Source organism: Roseomonas aerilata DSM 19363 (assembly GCF_000711725.1).
Classification (GTDB): Bacteria; Pseudomonadota; Alphaproteobacteria; order Acetobacterales; family Acetobacteraceae; genus Roseomonas; species Roseomonas aerilata.
This window is the reverse complement of record NZ_JONP01000106.1, coordinates 1-4631: the sequence shown is the minus strand read 5'-3', so window position 1 is coordinate 4631 and position 4631 is coordinate 1. Positions and strand designations below refer to the sequence as shown.

Below are 4631 nucleotides of genomic sequence, written 5' to 3'. Positions count from 1 at the left end.
CCAGAACAGGTCAGCCATGGCAGCACCTCCGGCTACCATGGAATCAGCCATTCAGATCAGGCGCCAGCCCTGATTAACGGGTCCTGAGCCTAGGTGCAGAACCGCTGGCTTCGCCCCAACACGCGGCCGGCGTACATTCTCGCGGTCTGAAGGGGCCGCCTCGAGATCGCCTTGGCTGCTCACCGGGCGCAGGCAGTGGATCCCGGTAACCGGCCTCAGGCATCCAGGGAGCCGTTCCATGACCGAGCTTTCCAGTTTTCTTTCGCCTTCCGCCGGCCTAAGGCGGACCGAACGTCCAATCACGGCTGGAGACATCAAGTGGTCCTGACTTCATTACCGCGCGTGGTTTGGCTGGGGAGTCTCCTGGTCCTTGCTGCCTGCCAGGTACCCGCTCCTCCACCTGAGCCGGCCGCGCAAGACTCCGTCCCACCCACATCGCCTGCCGCGCGGGTTGCGCAATTGCCCGAGCCCCGTCCGGTTGACGGTGTCTGGAACTTCGAAAGGCGCGACAACCTCTGCGCGGCGCGCGCGTCGCACGCGGTTATGGTTCTGAGCGCCTCCGTTCGAGACGGGCAGGTCAGCATATCGGTCCGCCCCAGCCGGGCCTCCCCCGTCAGGGCCGGCCTGTCCGCCCGACTGTCTCTCGCCGGTACCATGGGCTCCTGGAGACTCCAAGGCAGAACGTCTAAGGGCGGGGGCGTTGAGTTCAGCGAGCGCCTTGATGAAGCTAGCGCCAGCCGTCTGCAGGCGCTCATCTCGGGAGGGACGCTCGACGCCAAGGGCCCAGGCACCCAGTTGCCCTTGCTAAGACTGGCGCCGGCCGGGCAGCCTGGGGGAGACTGGTTCGAGTGCATCCGTCAACAACTGGTTCTCTGATCGGTGCCCAATCCTGAACATGACAGTCGGAAAGAAAGGATTCGTTAACTAATTTCCGCTTGGCTCGTGCCCGGCGCTTTCTGCGCGAGCCAAGAGGGCAAGGAGTTAAGCATGCTGTTCGCTGGACCAACGGCTAATAGCCTTGTTAGAGCGGTGGTCCTTGGCACCGCAATGCTTGTTCCGCCGGCGCTGGGAACAGCCGTCTGGGCTGGATGGGAGTTCGACCGACTAAGGGAGCACACCGAGGCTATGCTGGTCGCCGCCAACGCGGAGATCGGCGGGAGAGCGGACGAACTCCTCAGGCGGTTTGAGGCTACTACCTCTGGCCTGCGGCCTGTGGACGTCGCCTCGGACACCATTACACTGACAGCTAAGGTTCTCAGATCCGAGCCGATGCTCGCGCCCGCTTCGGGACTGGTCATCGCGAGCGGTCGCGGTCGCGTGGCTGCTTCCTCTTTCCCTCTTTCGCCAGGTGACGTTGGGACGACATGGTGGTTCACCTCCGCCTTAAACCAACCTGGGCAGGTTGCGGGATTCGCGGGAGTCGGTCCCGAGCCGCGCCAAGGCGTGCCTTCCTACAGTCTAGCCCGGCGTCTCCCCGACGGACAGGGCGGAACTGTAGGGGTGGTTACCACCTTCATCAGCACTGATGCGACTGGCGGCTATCTAATCCCTGCATGGCTGCCGTCATGGATGGAGGCGCGTGTCGGCTTGGAAGCGGTGCGAGCCCCGAAGACGCTTGGAGCAGCGAAGCCTGGCAGCACCGAGGCGCTTATAGCGAGATTGGTCCCCCTGCTACGAGAGGTGGCCGACGTCTCGATCGCGGACTCAAAAGGCACGCTTGGCTGGTCGGTGAGGCGTTCTGGCCACTCACTCGTCATAGAAGTCGTCACCTCCGTAATCGAGCGCTCCAGCGACCTCGGAAAGCTTGCTTCAGCTTGGGCTGCCGCCGTTCTCCTCTGTTGGGTGATGGCTAGGAGGAGGCCCAGTGCGCAAGCGGCCATGGACGTCGAAAAGGGCGACATCGCACGTAGGCTGGCAGAAACCGAAGAGCGCCTTGGGACCGTAATCGAGCAACGGGATAGGGTTCTCGCCGCGGTTGGCCACGACGTTCGCACCCCGATTAACAGCATTCTTGGAATCTCAGCGGTCCTCCTGGACAGCGACTTGGAGGAGGCGCAGCGGCGATGGGTTCACCGGGTACGCGCCAGCTGTGAGGTGCTCATGGCCATGCTTAACGGTATGCTTGAGGCAGCGAGTGCGGAGGTCGACGGGCGAGAGACACAGATGAGTTCTGTCGACGTCAGCGACCTCGTGTCTGAGGTCGCGGAGGTGTTCCGCCCAGGTGCAAACGACAAGGGGCTCGATTTTGAGGTCTCCATCTCGGACGCCGCAGCTGGCTCTTGGCGCACCGACCCAAGCCGCCTCCGTCAGATGCTGTTCAACCTCGTCGGCAACGCGGTTAAGTTTACCGACCACGGAGCGGTCAAAATCAGCCTCTCCACACGTGGTGTGGACGCTGCGGAGCAGCTCGTATTATCGGTTACTGATACCGGACCTGGCATCAGTGACAACGAGCGGCTCACAATCTTTGAGCGGTTTCAGCGCGGTCGGTCCGAAGTCGCTGCGGGCCGTGAGGGAGTTGGTCTCGGCCTCGCGCTCTGCCGCGAAATTTCTGATCTGCTCCAAGGCGAGCTTGCCCTGGAGAGCAGAGTGGGATCTGGTTGCACCTTTACCTTCTCATTCGGTGCGCAGCGTATCGAGGAAGTTCGCCGTGGGCAGACCATGATGATGGGCCGCTCAGCGCTAGTTGTTGGTCTTTCCGAGGGCATGCGGAGGCGTGTTGTAGGCTACCTAGAGCGGCTTGGTTTTACAGTCGATGCAGCTGGCGACGGCTTCTTGGGGCTTGGTCTCGCGGAGCGTGCTGCGCACGAACATGGGGCAATGGACTTGGTCGTCCTCGACGCGGCGCTGACGGGACTGCCCGCAGACGTATTTCTCACGCGCTTGCGCTCCGGACGGACACTCGGCCGCGCGAGAGTCGTGCTGGTCGCGCAGGGTGAGATGGCGGCAGGAGCGGAGGGGCAAGCGGACGCAACTGTGCCCCACCCCGTTGAGGAGCGCGACCTATCAAGGATTGTCAGCGGCTTTTTCGAAGGCGAAACACCCTTCCATGCACTCGATACGAAGGCTCCAGGCTCGCCGGAGGCTAGAATCCTGGTGGCTGAGGACAATAAAATCAACCAGGTTCTTCTTATCGATGTCCTCGGGCGCGCGGGGTTCTCTGCCTTTGGCGCGAATAATGGGGAGGAGGCTGTCCAGTCTGCCGAGCGCGGAGGCTTTGACGTCATTCTAATGGACCTCCAGATGCCTGTGCTTGGAGGTATCGAAGCGATACAGCGCATCCGGTCGAGTGAGGGGCCGAACGCACACGTTCCAATCATAGCCCTCACTGCGCACACTGGGGCAGCAGTCCGGCGGGAGTGCATCGAGGCTGGGGCTACGATCGTCCTACACAAGCCAGTAGATCTGGCGCGTCTTACCGGCCAGATTCGCGAGGTAATCGCTAACGATCGACTTGCGGAGATCAGTCCCGAGCCGACTAGTGAGGGCTTTGAGGATATCGAGGTTGAGTGGCTTGACGTGCTGGTCGCCGAGGCTGGTGCAGCTCGGGCGCGGGCGTGCGTTGACGTTTTCCTTATCGAAGGTGGAACCCGCATCAGGCGCCTCGGCGAACTAGTTGAGGCCTCCGAATGGGCGGCGGTTACGCGGGCCTCACACGACTTCAAAGGCTTGGCCGGTACGCTTGGAGCCGCCCGCCTGGCGGAGAGACTGGAAGAGCTTGAGAGCGCCGCAACTGCCGGCGCGCAGGACAGCGCCGCCGCCGCGTTGGCCGTAACTGATGCCGCTTGGCGCCGTGTCTCACCCTGCCTCCGGAGCTGCTTAGAACATGCGATATCGCGCAGATCGAACCTTAGCCGGCGCGCAGCGTAGCCTTGATACGTCCGATTGCTAGGGTCAGGACCCATCAATCAGAGCTAGCGGTTGATCTGAATGGCTGATGCCATGGTGGCCGGAGATGCTGCATGGCTGATCTGTTCTGGCTGACGAAGGCGCAGATCCGGCGGATCGCGCCCCTCTTCCCGCTCTCGCACGGCGTGCCGCGGGTCGACGATCAGAGGGTGGTCAGCGGTATCCTCCATGTCATCCGCAACGGGCTGCGCTGGCGCGACGCCCCGGCGGCCTACGGACCCCACAAGGCCCTGTACAACCGCTTCGTGCGATGGAGCCGCTTGGGCGTGTTCAACCACATCTTCGCCGGGCTCGCGGGCCGCGCAGGTGAGCCCGAGCGCCTGATGATCGATGCCACCCCCCTCAAGGCGCACCGCACGGCGGCTAGCCTGCTCAAGAAGGGGCCCTTCCCCGCCGTATCGGGCGCACCAAGGGCGGCCTGAACTCCAAGCTGCACGCGGTGTGCGACGGCAAGGGCCGCCCCGTGGTCCTGCACCTCTCGGAAGGTCAGATGAGCGACCACAGGGGCGCAGCCCTGATGCTGCCCAGCCTGCCACGTGCAAAGGAACCTCTCGGCGACGCGGGCTACGACAGCAACCGCTTCCGAGAGGCCCTCACCGCCCGCAGCATCGAGCCCTGCATACCCTCGTCCAAGAGCCGCAAGGTCCCGCTCCCCTACGACAAGGCCCTCTATCGGCAGAGGCACCGCATCGAGAACATGTTCGGGCGTCTGAAGGACTGGC

General features: G+C 63.4%; 1 protein-coding gene and 1 pseudogene. Both read left to right on the top strand.

Translation table 11 applies throughout. The features are described from left to right. The first annotated feature begins 987 nt into the window (after nucleotides 1-987). A complete protein-coding gene (locus BO39_RS28995) occupies nucleotides 988-3870 on the top strand; it encodes a hybrid sensor histidine kinase/response regulator (RefSeq protein WP_084698670.1) in 2883 nt (960 codons plus the stop codon). 92 nt (nucleotides 3871-3962) lie between these two features. Next, nucleotides 3963-4631 (top strand): annotated as a pseudogene (locus BO39_RS34810) (IS5 family transposase); the annotation flags it as partial.

Bases quoted from the DNA above. Each gene is read 5' to 3' on its own strand.
- BO39_RS28995 (WP_084698670.1), top strand. From the start codon at position 988: ATGCTGTTCGCTGGACCAACGGCTAATAGCCTTGTTAGAGCGGTGGTC.